We start from the raw sequence: 14,675 nt of genomic DNA, 5'->3' as shown, positions 1-14,675 counted from the left end.
GTTAGGTGGCGGAGACGTTTGCTGGGGTGTTGCGGCGGGCTCGGGTTCGGCGTGGGTTGACGCAGGAAGGGCTGGCTGAGCTGGCTGGGCTCAGTGCGCAGGCGATCGGGTTGCTGGAGCGCGGGGTACGGCGGTTCCCGCATCTGACGACCCTCGATCGGCTGACCGGGGCGCTCGGCCTGACGGCGGGCGAGCGTGCCGAGTTTCAGCGGCTGGCGTCGCGCGGAGCGGTATCCCAACAGCCCGCCTCCACCCACCCCAGCGGCGCGGCCTGGGTCGTTGCCCATCAGTTGCCTGCCGCAACCACGTTCGTCGGTCGGCGTAGGCCGCTGGACCAACTCGCCGAGCTGCTCGCCAGGCCTGCGGCGGGGCCGGGCGCCCCGGCGATCGCCACCATCCGCGGCATGCCGGGCGTCGGAAAGACCGCCCTCGCCATCGCGGCGGGACACGCCAGCGCCGGACACTATCCGGACGGCGTGCTGATCGTTAACGCCCGCGGATTCGGATCCGGTACGCCGCTCAGCGCGCTGCAGGCACTCGGTCAGTTGCTCCGCGCAACCGGTGTGCCCGCGGACGCAGTGCCCGACAGCCTGCCCGAGGCTGCCGCGACCTTCCGGACCCGCTTGGCGAACCGGCGCGTCCTCATCCTCCTCGACAACGTCCGCGATGTCGGCCAGGTCGCAGAGCTGATCCCGGCCGCCGGCGGCAGCGCCGTACTCATCACCAGTCGCAACACACTGACCGAGCTGCCCGCGGCCCTGCATCTGCAGCTCGAGCCGATGACCGCCGAGGAATCCCTCGGCCTGCTTGACTCACTGGCCGGCGCCGGTCGAATCGGGGCAGCGGCACGCGTCGCCGAGCTGTGTGGGCACCTGCCGCTGGCGCTTTCCGTGGCCGGCGCATGGCTGATCCGGCATCCGCACAACTCGGCCGACGAGCTGGCCGAGCGGCTCGCCGACGAATCGCGCCGGCTGGACCTGCTCGGCGTCGACGACCTCGACGTACGGGCCAGCCTGTCGCTGTCGATCGACCAGCTCATCTCCAGCCCGCGCAACGACGATCCCGCAGCCGCTGACGCGTTGGCGCTGCTCAGCCTGAGCGATGCCGTCGACTTCACCGAGCAAACCGCGGCGGCGATGCTCGACACCGATCCTCCGCGGGCCGGCCGGATGCTCGACCGGCTGGCCGACCTGCACCTGCTCGAGTCGCGCAAGCCTGGGCGCTACCACTTCCACGACCTCGTGCGGACCTTCGGCCGGGAACTGGCAGCACAACACCCCGAGGACGAGCGCCGCGCCGCGCTCGACCGCACCGTCAGGTTCTATCTCGCCGTCGCCTGGCGAGCCGCCGAGCTCGCGGACCCGGGATCCGCGCGGATGGCGTGGCCCGGCCGCCCATCGGCTCCCCCGGTCCCCGCCCTCGACGGATCCCAGCAAGCGCTGAGCTGGATCGACGCCGAGCTGCCGAACTTCCTCGCGCTGATCGACCAACTCCGCGCCCTCGGCCACGACGACGAGCTCGCCGGCGGCCTGGTGATCGGCCTGTTCGACTACTTCGTGAAGCGCGGCAACCTGGCCGAATGGCTGCCCGCGATCGACCGGGTGACGAGCGGCCGCCTCGATCGCTGGACCCTCGGTCAGCTGCACGCCGACGCCGCGATCGCGCTCGCCGAGCTGGCCCGGTACGACGACTCCCTGAGCCGCTTCCGCCTCGCCCGCGACACCTTCGAGTCGATCGGGAACCTGCGCGGCGTCTCACTCGCGTCCAACAACACGGCCCGGCTGCTGATCCGGATGCGCCGGTACGACGAGGCACGCCCGCTCGCCGAACAGGCCTTGGCCGCGAACGAAGAGCTCGCTGACGACCGGGCCGTCGGATCGTCCTTGCTGACCCTCGCGGAGATTCACCTGGCGCTCGGCGAGCACGCGCGGTCCGAGGAATGTGCCGAGGCCGCCCTCGGCCACCTCATCCGCGCCGGCGACCCCGGCGGCGCCGCCAACGCCCGCGTCGAGGTGGGGTGGGCCCGGGTCGGCGCCGGCCGTCCCGGGACAGCGATCGAGCCGATCCGCACCGCCATCGGCGAACTGGACGCGCTCGGCCACCAGAAGAACGTCAGCGACGCGCGCTACGCGCTCGCCCTCACCTACCGGCAGCTCGACGATCGGGAAGCGGCGATCGAAGAACTCGAGCAGGTCGTCGAGATCGCCGCCGACGTCCGGGACCGGCGTCGGGAGGCGCGGGCGCGGCTCGAGCTCGGTGAGTTGCTCGACGAGCTCGGCGAGCACGAGGACGCCGTACCGAATCTGGAGTTCGCGCTCGCTTTCTACCGGGAGCACGACCCGGTGCCGGCGCGGCGGGCGGCGAAGTTGCTCGGAGCGGACAGCGCCTGACGGCTGGCGTCAGGCGCTGTGCACTCAGCTGTCCTGGGTGTCCGGGCTCGGCGCCGGCGCGACCGGCTTGTCGGACGGCTGGTTCTCCGGGAAGTGGCATGCGACCTGGTGGCCGGGCGCCAGCTGGAGCAGCGGCGGCTCGGTGGTCTTGCAGATCTCCTGCGCCTTCCAGCAGCGGGTGTGGAAGCGGCACGCCGACGGCGGGTTGATCGGGCTCGGCACGTCGCCGACCAACCGGATCCGCTCCTGCTTGCCCTTCCGCTTGGTGTCCGGCACCGGCACCGCGGACAGCAGCGCGACCGTGTACGGGTGCATCGGCTTCTCGTACAGGCTGACCCGATCGGCGAGCTCGACGATCTTGCCCAGGTACATCACCGCGACCCGGTCCGAGACGTGCCGTACGACGGACAGGTCGTGAGCGATCATCACGTACGTGAGGTCGAACTCTTCCTGCAGGTCCTCGAGCAGGTTCACCACCTGCGCCTGGATCGACACGTCCAGCGCGGACACCGGCTCGTCGGCGACGATCAGCTTCGGCCGCAGCGCGAGCGTCCGGGCGATCCCGATCCGCTGCCGCTGACCGCCGGAGAACTCGTGCGGGTAGCGGTTGTAGTGCTCCGGGCTCAGGCCGACCAGCTCGAGCAGTTCCTGCACGGCCTTCTTCACGCCGTGCTCGGTCTTCACGTTCTGCAGCTTGAACGGCGCGCCGACGATCTTGCCGACCGTGTGCCGCGGGTTCAGCGAGCCGTACGGGTCCTGGAAGATCATCTGCACGTCGCGGCGCAGCGGCCGCATCCTGCCCTCGGACAGGTGGCTGATGTCCCGTCCCTCGAAGATGATCTGGCCGGCGGTCGGTTCCAGCAGGCGGGTCAGCAACCGGCCGGTGGTGGTCTTGCCACAGCCGGACTCGCCGACCAGCGAGAGGGTCTCGCCCCGGCTGACGTCGAAGGTCAGGCCGTCGACCGCCTGCACCGCGCCGGTCTGGCGCTGCATCACGCCCTTGCGGATCGGGAAGTGCTTGACCAGGCCGTTGACCGACAACAACTGCTCGCCCATCTTGGGCGCCTCGACCCCCGGGATGGCGGTCGGGTCGGTGTCAGCAGTCGTCACTGCATCGGTCCCTGCATCGGTCCCTGCATCGGTCACTCTCGTCGTCCCGTTCACAGCTGCGGTTTGATGTCGGTCTCCCACGCCTTCTGGCGTTCCTGCGGGGAGAGGTGGCAGGCGACCTTGTGGCCGGACCCGATGTCGAGCAGCTCCGGCCGGTCGGTCTCACTGGCGCCACCGTTCAGGTGCGCGTAGTTGCAGCGCGGGTTGAACGGGCAGCCCGGCGGAACATTGATCAGGCTCGGCGGCGCGCCCTTGATCGGGACCAGCCGCTCCGAACGCTCCCGGTCGATCCGCGGCATCGAGCTCAGCAGACCCCAGGTGTAAGGGTGCTGCGGCCGGTCGAAGATGTCCTCCGCGGTGCCGTACTCGACCGCGCGGCCGGCGTACATCACCTGGATGTCGTCGGCCAGCTCTGCGACCACGCCGAGGTCGTGAGTGATGATGATGACAGCGGAGTTGAACTCGCGCTGCAGGTCCCGGATCAGGTCCAGGATCTGCGCCTGCACGGTCACGTCGAGCGCGGTGGTCGGCTCGTCGGCGATCAGCAGGTCCGGGTCGCAGGACAGCGCCATCGCGATCATCGCGCGCTGCCGCATACCGCCGGAGAACTGGTGCGGATAGGCGTCCACCCGCTTGTCCGGCTGCGGGATGCCGACCCGGTCGAGCATCTCGACCGCGTGCTTGCGCGCGACCCCCTTGCTCACGTCGTTGTGCACCCGGTACGCCTCGATGATCTGGTGCCCGACGGTGTAGAAGGGGTGCATCGCCGACAGCGGGTCCTGGAAGATCATCGCCATTTGCTTGCCGCGCAGCCGGCGGACCTCCTCCCGGCTGGACGAGATCAGGTCCTGCCCGTCGAGGATCACCTCGCCGGTGATGGTGGCGACGCCCGGCTTGTGCAGGCCCATGATCGACAGGCTGGTCACGCTCTTGCCGGAACCGGACTCCCCCACGATGCCGAGGGTCTTGCCGCGTTCGAGGCTGAACGACAGTCCGTCGACCGACTTCACCAGGCCGTCGTCGGTCGGGAAGTGGACCTTCAGGTCGCGTACGTCGAGGAAGCTCATCGGCGTCCTCCCTTCGGTCCGGGCGCCGATGAGGCACGAATCACGCTGTGCTTGATGGTGAGCTCGCTCCGCTCCCTCACTTGGCCCTCACCCTCGGGTCGACCACGGCGTACAGGAGATCGACGACCAGGTTCGCGATGATGATGAACGTCGACGCGACCAGGACCACCCCCAAGATCTTCGGCAGGTCGTTCTGCACGATGCCGTCCACCGCGTACTTGCCCAGGCCGTTCAGCGAGAAGGTCTTCTCGGTGAGCACGGCGCCGCCCATCAGCAGGCCGACATCGAGGCCGAAGATGGTCAGGATCGGGGTGAGCGCGGCGCGCAGCCCGTGCTGGACCACCACGTTCCCCTCGGCCAGGCCTTTCGCCCGCGCGGTTCTGATGTAGTCCTCGTTCATCGTCTCCAGCATGCCCGCGCGGGTCAGGCGCGCGTACTGCGCGGAGAACAGGAACGCCAAGGTGATCCAGGGCAGGATGAGCGCCTGCGCCCATTTGAAGGGATTCTCCGTGAACGGGACATAGGTGCCCCCTGGAACCGTCCATCCCAGCTGATAACTGAAGATGCTGAGACAGACCAGCCCGGTGAAGAAGATCGGTAGTGAGACGCCGGCCAGCGCTGTGCCCATGGCCGCCCGGTCGAAGACCGATCCACGTTTCAGCGCCGACAGGACCCCTGTCGCGACCCCGAAGATGACCCAGATCGTCGCGGCGCCGATCGCGAGCGACAATGTCACGGGGATGGCCTCGAGGAGGTCCGGCCACACCGGGCGCTTCTTGAGGAACGAGTAGCCGAGGCAGGGCGCCGGGCACTTCTCCACACCCGCGCCGTAGTTGTACTCGGCGCCGACCACGACCCCTTTGGCCCAGTTGTAGTACTGCACCGGGACGGGCTCGTAGAAGCCGAGGTTCTGCGCCGTCGTCCTCACGGTCTCCTCGGTCGCCGCGCGGCCGACGTACCGGGTGGCGAGCGTCTCGGGCGTGGCGCCGGCCATCCGCGGCACCAGGTAGAAGATCGAGAACGTGATGACGCTGACGATGAACAGCAGGCCGATGGCGGCGATCAGGCGCCGGACGATGTAACTGAGCACTGTTGTGCGGCGCCGGGGGGGGGGGGGGGGGCGCGGCGGGGGGGGGGGGGGGGGGCCGGCGCGCCCCCCCCCCCCCCCCCCCCCCCCCCCCCCCCCCCCCCCCCCTGCTGCCTTCACCTGCCTATCAGGGGGTGGGTTGATGCCGGACTATTACTTGACGCCCATGGAGAGGTAGTCGTACATGCCGTAGGCGTCACTGAAGTAGACGTTGCTCAGCCGGTCGCTGCGGATCATCAGGATCTTCGCCCAGAGCGCCGGGTAGATGACCGCCTCCTCCATCACGCGCTTGTCGATGTCGCCGTACATCTGGTCGCGCTTGGCCTTGTCGGGCTCGACCGACGCGGCGTCCAGCGCCTTGTCGACGTCCGGGATCCGCACGCTGATGTTGGACGAGCCACCGGTCTCCCGGATCACCCGGCTGTCGACGATCTGCGACAGGAACCCGAAGCCGTCGTTCCAGTCCGCGCCCCAGCTGTTGGTGGCCAGGCCCAGCCCGTTCTTCCGGGCGTACGGCGGGTTGCCCGCGTACGTCGAGAAGTAGTCGCCGGTCGGGAAGCCCTTCAGCACGACGTTGATGCCGACCCGCTTCAGGGACTGCTGGACCGACTCGGCCGCCGCCTTCTCCTTCGGCCGGTCGCTGCGGAAGGCCATGTTGACCGTGAAGCCGTTCGGCTGCCCGCAAGCCGTCAGGCTCTCCTTGGCCTTGTTCACGTCACCCTTGTGGTCGTCGCCGTTCGGGTACGTGTTCATCTCCTTGAACCCGTCGATCGACGGCGGCATCAGGCCGGTGGCGAGCTGCCCACCGGCGAACTCACCGCCGTACGCGGTCTGGTAGCCGACCTGGTCGACGCCGTACATGATCGCCTTGCGGCACTCGATGTTGTCGAGCGGCTTCACCTGCGGGTTGACCGACATGTACTGCAGCCGCGCGATCGTCGGGTTGTCGGCGCGCTTCTTCAGCTCCGGGTCGCTCAGGATCTTGCCCTGCGCGGCGGCCTGTACGCCGGTGCCCGCGATGTCGACGTCCAGGTCACCGGAGAGCAACCGGTTGTCGAGGTCGTTCGCCTCGGTCTTCAGGGTGATCTCGTAACCGTCAGGCAGTGCCTTGCGGATCGGGTCGGTGGCCTGGTCCCACTGCGGGTTGCGCTTCAGCGTGTAGGACTTGCCGGTCTCGACCTTGTCGAACATGTACGGACCGGTCGAGATCACGTGCTCGCGGTACTTGGCGCCGGTGTCCTTGGCCGCCGGGACCGGCGCGGTCTGGGACAGCGCGGCCAGGTTGTCGAACCCGGCGAACGGCTGCTTCAGGTGGAACACGACCGTGTAGTCGTCCGGAGTCGTGATCGCCGAGTCGGTGTTCACGCCCTTCGACTTGTACGGGCCCTTGTAGCCGGCCGGCAGGTTCAGCATCCCCTCGAAGTACGCCGGACCGTTCGGGAAGGTCTCCTTGTCGGTCGAGCGCAGCACGGCGTACTTGACGTCGGCCGCCTTGACCTCGGTGCCGTCCTCGTACTTGACACCCTTGCGGAGCTTGTACGTCCAGGTCTTCCCGCCGTCGCTCGACTGGCCGAGGCTCTCGGCGAGGTCGGGGACGATCTCGTTGCTCGCCTTACCGGGCGCCGGCTTGTACATCACCAGCGGACGGGCATAGGTCCGCAGGAAGTCCCAGGACATGCCGTAGTAGGTCTCACCAGGGTCGGGGGTGTCCCAGTCGTCGGAGTGCGCCATCTTGATGATGCCGCCCTTCTTGTCCGACTCGTTGAACACCTTGTCAAGGGCGGCGTTGAACTCGGCCGTCGAACCACCCGACGTGTCGGTGGTGGTGTCACCGCCACCACCGCAAGCGGACAGCCCCAGCGTGAGTGCGGCCGCGCTCGCGACCGCGAACCTCCATCGCTTCGTTCTCATCTCCCGGTACACCCTCCTCATTACGCGAACCGGCGCCGTCGCGGGTTCGGTCTATCGGGCACGGGGGTCGAGTGCGTCGCGCAGCCCGTCCCCGAACAGGTTGAAAGCCAGCACCGTGACGAAGATCGCCAGCCCAGGCCAGAGCATGAAGTGCGGCATCGTGTAGAAGGCCACCGCGTCGGACAGCATGCCGCCCCAGGTCGCGGTGGGTGGCCGGATACCCACGCCGAGGAACGACAACGCGGCCTCGAACAGGATGTTGGTCGGGATCAGCAGCGTCGCGTAGACCAGGATCGGCGCGACCAGGTTGGGCAGCAGCTCGGTCCTCAGGATGTACGCCCGGCGCGCGCCCAGGCTGCGGGCCGCGTCGACGAACTCGCGCTCGCGCAGCGACAGCGTCTGACCACGGATGATCCGGCCGATGTAGGGCCAGTTGAAGAACCCGATGATGAAGATCAGCAGCATGATCCGCAGCGAGTCGCCCTGCAGCCCGAACGCGTCGTCCGGGATGACACCGGCCAGCGCGATCGCGAACACCAGCAGCGGGAAGGCCAGGAAGATGTCCATCAGCCGGCTGATCACCGCGTCCACCCAGCCGCCGAAGTAGCCGGCGATGATGCCCATCGTGGTGCCGATGACCACCGACAGCAGGGTCGCGAAGAACGCGATCAGCAGCGAGATCCGGGACCCGTAGACGACCCGGCTGAAGATGTCCCGCCCGTTCACCGGCTCGACGCCGAACAGGTGGTCCCAGCTCATCGCCCCGAACCGGCCGATCGGCGCCAGCGTGCCGCCCTTGGTGTCGATCAGGTCCTGGTGGAAGTCGTTCGGCGGATGACCGAGCGCTTTCACGATCAGCGGCGCGAAGATCGCGACCAGAATGAGCAGCACGATGACGATGCCCCCGGCGATCGCGACCTTGTCACGCTTGAGCCTGCTCCAGGCGATCTGGGAGAGGGACCGGCCCTCGATCCGCCGCGCACCGGCCAGGACGGCTTCGGGATCCGCCGCCGACGAGCCGGGCTCGACCTCGAGTGGTGTCGTCACGCGTTACATGCCCCCTCATGGTTGTGGTCGGCGTGTCATGCCGCCGCCTTAACCTGCCGCCATTACACGCCGGAGTCAAACGCGGAAAGTGCTGCGTTGCCCGATCGTGATCGTCAGGAAATCGTCCCGTATCGTGGACATTCGGCAGTAAACCACGGTGTCGCACCCAGGGTCGCCAGAGCCTGGCGAATCGTTACTGCCATGGCATTTTTGTGTCACACCGGATTGATCACCGGCGGAGGCCGGACAGATACAGGAACGACAGCGGGTTGAGGGCACCCTCGACGTTCTCGAGGTTCTTTCCGGCGACCACTGCGAGCCGCCCCTGCCAGCTCGGGATCACCGGCGCCTCCTTGGCGAGCACTCCCTGTAGCTGACCCAGCACCTTGTCGCGCTCGAGCCCGTTCTGCTCGGTCGTCTCCTGCTCGAGCAAGGCCGCCGCGGCCGCCGAGCGGTAGCCGCTGTTGAACTCCCCGGTCGCCGCGACGAAGGGCGCGAGGTAGTCGTCGGCGTCCGGGTACTCCGGGATCCAGCCGCCTTGGTAGAGGTCGTACGCGCCGGCTCGGGTGGCCTGCTGGTACTGCGGCCATTCCGCGCTCCGCAGTGTCACCCGGAAGAGTCCGGACGCTTCAAGCTGCCGCTTGAGCTCGAGCACCTCGTTCTTGGCGCCGGAGCCGTACTGCGTAGGCGTCCAGCCGACCGTCAGCGGCACCGGCACGGCGATGCCGGCCTGCTTGAGGATCGCGGCCGCGGCTGCCTTGCTCGGCTCGTTGTACTCGGTCCGGAACGCGTCGGCCTGTCCACCGAACCCGGGTGGTACGACGGAGTACAGCGGCGTCACGTGGTCGCCGTACGCCTTCTTCACGATCGCCGGGCGGTCGATCAGCTGCGCGACGGCCCGTCGTACGGCGGGTCTGCGCGCGGTCAGCGACTTCATCTGGAAGGCGAAGAACCGGATCGCGGCGTAGTCGGACTCGACCACCTGCACCTGGTCGGACTTGCGCAGCCGGTCCAGCAGGCTCGGGCCGAAGCCGTGGAACGCCAGGTCGGCCTTGCCGGTGGTGATCGCCTCGTAGAGCGCGGTCGAGTCCTTCAGCAGGGTGAGCTCGACGCCGTCGTTCCGCGCGCCCCGCGGGCCCTTGTACCCGGCGAACTTCTCCAGCGTGACCGACTGCCCCGGGCGGTACGCCGCCAGCTGGTACGGCCCGCTGCCCATCGCCTTGGTGTCGAGCAGCTTGTTCGGCGGGTAGTACTCCTGGTCCACGATCGACCCGGCCGTCGTGGTCAGCAGGTACGGCAGCCGGGCGTCCGGGCGCTTCAGGTTGAACACCGCGGTCAGGTCGTCCGGCGTGCTCACCGAGGTCACCGAGGAGAACAGCGCGGCCGGGCCGTCCGGGGTCTTCAGCCGCACCATCCGCTCGAAGCTGAACTTCACGTCGGCGGACGTCAGCTCGTGCCCGTTCGGGAAGGTCAGGCCTTCCTTCAGGCTGCAGGTGTACGTCGTCGGCGAATCGAACTGGCAGTCCGCGGCGTCCGGCACCGGGGTCGGCTTGCCGGGCATGATCGTCAGCAGCGTCTGGTACAGGTTCGCCTGGACGGTCCGGGAGCCGACGTCGTACGGCCCGGCCGGGTCCAGCGAGCCGATCGTGTCGGTGGTGGCGACCCGCACCAGCATCGCCTTCGGGGTCTCGCTGCCCTGGTGCGGCGCGTTGTCGTCCGGCTCCCCACACGCCGCCAGCCCCAGCACGAGCGCGGCCGACACCGCGACCCGGCACCACGACACGATCACCATCTCACCCTTCCCCAGCCCACAACCCGTAACAACGCCCCCGAGGGCCACAAGTGACGGTACTGCGTCAGCGGAGCAACGTGCTCAGTGTCTCGGGGGTGATCGGTTCGAGCGAGTCGAGCACGAGGCGGCGTGGTGCCTCCGGGATCGTCACCCACTGCGGTACGGCGACGACGTAGGCGCCGGCCGCCGTACCGGCCTCGGTGCCGGTGTTGGAGTCCTCGATCACCACACACTGGGCCGGGTCCACGCCCAGCTTCGCGGCCGCGGTGAGGTACGGCTCCGGGTGCGGCTTGCCGTTCACCACCTCGTCACCGGCGACGATCACGTCGAACGGGTCCGGCGGCAGGTGCGTGAGCACCGCGTCGATCATCACCCGGTACGACGCCGACACCAGAGCGCACGGCACTTCCGCCTTACGCAGCGCCTGCAGCAACTCGAACGCGCCGGGCCGGAACTCGACCTCGACCCGCAGCGCGTCGACCACCGCGCCGAACATCCGCTCCGCGAGCTCGTCGGCCGTGATCACCCCGTCCGGGATCCGCGCCATCCAGACCTTCACCGCGTCCCGCAGGTCACTGCCCACCAGCGTCATGCAGTCCTCGACCGTCCAGACCGCCCCCAGCGAGGCGAGCAGCTCGATCTGCACCTCCGCCCAGACCTTCTCGGAGTCGACCAACGTCCCATCCATGTCCCACAACACTGCCTGAAGTGTCATGCACGTCCTCGCTTCGCTCCGGGCGCGCATGACCCGAGGGTGCTCTGCTGAACCATGAGCTCGCTTCGCTCACTCATGAGGCGTTGAAGTACTTCGCTTCGGGGTGGTGCACCACCAGGGCGTCGGTGGATTGTTCGGGGTGCAACTGCAACTCCTCCGATAGGTGAACGCCGATCCGGTCCGGCTCGAGCAACCGCACCAGTTTCTCGCGGTCCTCCAAGTCCGGACATGCCGGGTACCCGAACGAGTACCGCGACCCCCGGTACGCCTGGTCCCGGAGCATCCCGTCCAGCTCCCCGTCCTCGCCGCCGAACCCGAGCTCGGCGCGGACCCGGGCGTGCCAGTACTCGGCCAGCGCCTCGGTCAGCTGCACCGACAGCCCGTGCAGCTCCAGGTACTCGCGGTAGGCGTTCCGCCCGAACAGCTCGCCGGTCACCTCGGCCACCTTCGGCCCCATCGTGACCAGGTGGAACGCGACCACGTCCAACTCGCCGGACTCCTTCGGCCGGAAGAAGTCCGCCAGGCACAGGAACCGGTCCCGCCGCTGCCGCGGGAACTCGAACCGGTGCAGCTCGGCGTGGTCCGCCGGATCGAGCACGACGAGCGCGTTGCCTTCTGAGTAGCACGGCCAGTACCCGTACACGACGGCCGCCTCCATGATCGCGTCGGTGCGGATCCGGTCCGTCCACATCCGCAGCCGCGGCCGTCCCTCGGTCTCGACGAGCTCGTCGTACGACGGCCCCTCGGCGCCACGCGTACCCCGCAGACCCCACTGACCCAGGAACGTGGCCCGCTCGTCCAGGTAGCTGGCGTAGTCCGCGAGCGGGATCCCCTTCACGATCCGCGAGCCCCAGAACGGCGGCTCCGGTACGACGTTGTCCACGGCAACATCCGATCGGGCCGGCACCTCGTCGAGCGGCCGGTCGAGCACGTGAGTCGTGGATCGCACCCGGCGCTCGCGGCGCTCGGGCAGCGCAGCCCCCGGGACACCGCGTTTCACCGCCATGGCGGCGTCCATCAACCGCAGTCCCTCGAAGGCGTCCCGTGCGTACCGGACCTCGCCCTCGAACAGGTTGCCGAGGTCCTGCTCGACGTACGCGCGGGTGAGGGCTGCGCCGCCGAGGAGGACCGGCCAGCGCTTGGCGAGACCGCGCTGGTTCAGTTCCTCGAGGTTCTCCTTCATCACCACGGTCGACTTCACCAGGAGGCCGGACATCCCGATCACGTCGGCCTTGTGCTCCTCGGCCGCCTCCAGGATCGCGTTCACGGGCTGCTTGATGCCGAGGTTGACGACGCTGTAGCCGTTGTTGGTCAAGATGATGTCGACCAGGTTCTTGCCGATGTCGTGCACGTCGCCCTTGACCGTCGCGAGCACGATCGTGCCCTTGCCCTCGTCGTCGGTCTTCTCGATGTGCGGCTCCAGGTGGGCCACGCACGTCTTCATCACCTCGGCCGACTGCAGCACGAACGGCAGCTGCATCTGCCCGGACCCGAACAGCTCGCCGACCACCTTCATCCCGGCGAGCAGGTCGTCGTTGATGATGTCGAGCGCGGACTTGGCCGTCAGCGCCTCGTCCAGGTCGGCCTCGACGCCGTTGCGCTCACCGTCGATGATCCGCTGCCGCAGCCGCTCGGCCAACGGCAGCGCGGCCAGCTCCTCCAGCTTGCTCGCCTTGAGGTCCGACGCCTTCACGTCGGCGAACAACTCCAGCAGCCGCTGCAACGGGTCGTACCCGTCCCGCCGGCGGTCGTAGATCAGGTCCAGCGCGGCGTCGCGTTGCTCGTCCGGGATGTTCGCCACCGGCATGATCCGGCTCGCGTGCACGATCGCCGAGTCCAGGCCCGCCTGGACGCACTCGTGCAGGAACACCGAGTTCAGCACGTGCCGCGCCGCCGGGTTGAGGCCGAACGAGATGTTCGACAGCCCGAGCACGGTCTGCACCTCGGGCCGCCGCCGCTTCAACTCGCGGATCGCCTCGATCGTCTCGACGCCGTCCCGCCGCGACTCCTCCTGCCCGGTCGCCAACGTGAACGTCAGGCAGTCGATCAGTACGTCGTGCCCGGCGATCCCGTACTCGCGCTCCAGCGTGTCCAGGAGCCGCTCCGCGATCGCCACCTTGGTCTCCGCGGTCCGCGCCTGCCCCTCTTCGTCGATGGTCAGCGCGACGACGGCGGCGCCGTACTCCCGCGCCAGTCCCGCGATCCGCGCGAATCGGGACCCTTCCGCTTCACCGTCCTCGAAGTTCACCGAGTTCAGCGCGCAGCGACCGCCGAGCATGTCCAGGCCGGCCTGCAGTACGGCGGGTTCGGTCGAGTCGAGCATGATCGGCAGCGTCGACGCGGTCGCCAGCCGTCCGGCGACCTCCTTCATGTCGGCGACCCCGTCCCGGCCGACGTAGTCGACGCACAGGTCGAGCAGGTGGGCGCCGTCCCGGATCTGCGCCCGGGCGATCTCGACGCAGCCCTCCCAGTCCGCGGCCAGCATCGCCTCGCGGAACGCCTTCGACCCGTTCGCGTTCGTCCGCTCCCCGATCGACAGGTACGACGTGTCCTGCCGGAACGGCACGTGTTGGTACAGGCTCGAGACACCCGCCTCCGGCTGCGGCTCCCGCTCCCGGACCGGCCGGCCGCCGACCCGCTCGACCACGTGCCGCAGGTGCTCGGGCGTCGTACCGCAGCAGCCGCCGACCAGGGACAGTCCGTAGCTGTTGACGAAGGTCTCGTGGGCGTCGGCCAGCTCTTCCGGGGTCAGCGGGTAGAAGGCGCCGTCGGCGGTCAGTTGTGGGAGGCCTGCGTTCGGCATGCAGGTCAGTGGGATGGTCGAGTGCTTGGAGAGGTAGCGCAGGTGCTCGCTCATCTCCTTCGGGCCGGTCGCGCAGTTCAGCCCGATGAGGTCGATGCCGAGCGGCTCGAGCGCGGTCAGCGCCGCGCCGATCTCGGAGCCGAGCAGCATCGTCCCGGTGGTCTCGACTGTCACCGAGACGATCACCGGGATCGTCGAGCCGGCCGCGTCGAGGGCCTGCCGGGCGCCGATCACGCTGGCCTTGGTCTGCAGCAGGTCCTGCGTGGTCTCGACGAGGATCGCGTCCGCTCCGCCGTCGATCAGTCCGCGCGCGGTGTCGGCGTACGCGTCCCGCAGGGTTGTGAACGTGGTGTGACCGAGCGTCGGCAGCTTGGTGCCCGGCCCGACGCTGCCGAGGACGAACCGCGGGTGGTCCGGCGTCGATGCCGCGTCCGCCGCCTCCCGGGCCAGCCGGGCGCCGGCCTCGCTCAGCTCGTAGATCCGGTCGGCGATGCCGTACTCCCCCAGGTTGGCGAAGTTCGCGCCGAAGGTGTTCGTCTCGACGCAGTCGACGCCGACGCCGAAGTACGCCGCGTGGATCTCGCGGACCACGTCCGGACGGGTCAGGTTGAGGATCTCGTTGCAGCCCTCGTGACCCTCGAACTCGTCCAGCGACAGATCGTAGGACTGCAGCATCGTGCCCATCGCCCCGTCGGCCACCACCACCCGCTCGGCCAGCACCTGCCGCAGGTCGGGTCTCGACACGAGTCCTCC

9 protein-coding genes are annotated in these 14,675 nt (G+C 68.8%); 1 reads left to right on the top strand and 8 read right to left on the bottom strand.

Annotated features, from left to right (window positions below; all coding sequences use genetic code 11):
* Nucleotides 1-5 precede the first annotated feature (5 nt).
* A complete protein-coding gene (locus ACIBL3_RS44970; RefSeq protein ID WP_396360168.1) occupies nt 6-2,390 on the top strand; it encodes a tetratricopeptide repeat protein in 2,385 nt (794 codons plus the stop codon).
* A gap of 24 nt (nt 2,391-2,414) precedes the next feature.
* Here ACIBL3_RS44970 and ACIBL3_RS44965 read toward each other — a convergent pair whose 3' ends face one another.
* The 8 genes from ACIBL3_RS44965 to metH all read right to left on the bottom strand — a co-directional run bounded on the left by ACIBL3_RS44965 (nt 2,415) and on the right by metH (nt 14,666).
* Nucleotides 2,415-3,446 carry an ABC transporter ATP-binding protein gene (locus tag ACIBL3_RS44965; protein ID WP_396360186.1) on the bottom strand — a complete coding sequence of 344 codons (1,032 nt, stop codon included), beginning with the start codon at nt 3,444-3,446 and terminating at the stop codon, nt 2,415-2,417.
* A 104-nt stretch (nt 3,447-3,550) separates the two neighbouring features.
* Nucleotides 3,551-4,567: an ABC transporter ATP-binding protein gene (locus tag ACIBL3_RS44960; RefSeq protein ID WP_396360167.1), complete on the bottom strand. Its 1,017-nt coding sequence runs from the start codon at nt 4,565-4,567 to the stop codon at nt 3,551-3,553.
* Nucleotides 4,568-4,643: 76 nt separating this feature from the next.
* Nucleotides 4,644-5,657, bottom strand: coding sequence for an ABC transporter permease (locus tag ACIBL3_RS44955; RefSeq protein ID WP_396360166.1), 1,014 nt, complete (start codon nt 5,655-5,657; stop codon nt 4,644-4,646).
* A gap of 150 nt (nt 5,658-5,807) precedes the next feature.
* Nucleotides 5,808-7,565 carry an ABC transporter substrate-binding protein gene (locus ACIBL3_RS44950; RefSeq protein ID WP_396360165.1) on the bottom strand — a complete coding sequence of 586 codons (1,758 nt, stop codon included), beginning with the start codon at nt 7,563-7,565 and terminating at the stop codon, nt 5,808-5,810.
* Between the two features lie 51 nt (nt 7,566-7,616).
* Nucleotides 7,617-8,612 carry an ABC transporter permease gene (locus ACIBL3_RS44945; RefSeq protein WP_396360164.1) on the bottom strand — a complete coding sequence of 332 codons (996 nt, stop codon included), beginning with the start codon at nt 8,610-8,612 and terminating at the stop codon, nt 7,617-7,619.
* A 229-nt stretch (nt 8,613-8,841) separates the two neighbouring features.
* Nucleotides 8,842-10,404 carry an ABC transporter substrate-binding protein gene (locus tag ACIBL3_RS44940; protein ID WP_396360163.1) on the bottom strand — a complete coding sequence of 521 codons (1,563 nt, stop codon included), beginning with the start codon at nt 10,402-10,404 and terminating at the stop codon, nt 8,842-8,844.
* A 64-nt stretch (nt 10,405-10,468) separates the two neighbouring features.
* Nucleotides 10,469-11,119: an HAD family hydrolase gene (locus ACIBL3_RS44935; RefSeq protein WP_396360162.1), complete on the bottom strand. Its 651-nt coding sequence runs from the start codon at nt 11,117-11,119 to the stop codon at nt 10,469-10,471.
* 73 nt (nt 11,120-11,192) lie between these two features.
* The gene (gene metH / locus ACIBL3_RS44930; protein ID WP_396360161.1) at nt 11,193-14,666 is read right to left on the bottom strand and encodes a methionine synthase; all 3,474 of its coding nucleotides are present in this window, start codon (nt 14,664-14,666) and stop codon (nt 11,193-11,195) included.
* Nucleotides 14,667-14,675: the final 9 nt, after the last annotated feature.

The organism is Kribbella sp. NPDC050124, from assembly GCF_044460355.1.
Taxonomy (GTDB): Bacteria; Actinomycetota; Actinomycetes; order Propionibacteriales; family Kribbellaceae; genus Kribbella.
Note: the sequence above shows the minus strand (reverse complement) of the source record. Positions and strands in the feature narration are given on the sequence as shown.